The organism is Mesorhizobium sp. WSM4847, assembly GCF_055811335.1.
The window spans coordinates 1-591 of sequence record NZ_JBVVPY010000107.1; the positions used below are offsets into that span (position 1 = coordinate 1).

At 58.9% G+C, this 591-nt stretch carries 1 protein-coding gene; it reads left to right on the plus strand.

Annotated elements, in window-relative coordinates; translation table 11 throughout:
• Positions 1–591: AMP-binding protein (locus AC0L28_RS34735; RefSeq protein ID WP_473483000.1), on the plus strand; the 591-nt coding region annotated here is incomplete at both ends.

Below are 591 nucleotides of genomic sequence, written 5' to 3' on the forward strand. Positions count from 1 at the left end.
GAGGATCCCGACCCGCATGCGCTGGGGCTCACCGCGCGCCATCTCGCCTACATCATCTACACCTCCGGCTCCACCGGGGCCCCAAAGGGGGCAAAGAATGAGCATCGGGCTATTATCAATCGCCTGATCTGGATGCAGAAAGCCTACGCTCTTAATGCGACTGATGTCGTTTTGCAGAAGACGCCATTTGGCTTCGATGTCTCGGCCTGGGAATTCTTCTGGACGTTGCTTGAAGGGGCGACCCTGGTGCTGGCGCCATCGGCGGCACACAAAAACCCCGAGGCGCTTGTAAAAGTGATCCTCAGCCAACGGATCACCACTGCGCACTTTGTACCATCCATGCTGGCTAGCTTTATGGACACGAAGGGCGCTGATCGCTGCACATCGCTGCAGTGCCTCGTGTGCAGTGGCGAGGCGCTTCCTGCCTCTCTTGCGCACAAGGTTCGAAGGGTATTGCCTTTGACCGGCCTGCACAATCTGTACGGTCCCACGGAAGCTGCTATCGACGTTACAGCCTGGAGTTGCCCGGCTGAGTTTGATGGGCCAGTTGTCCCGATCGGCCGTCCGATTGCGAACACGCGGGTGTACCTG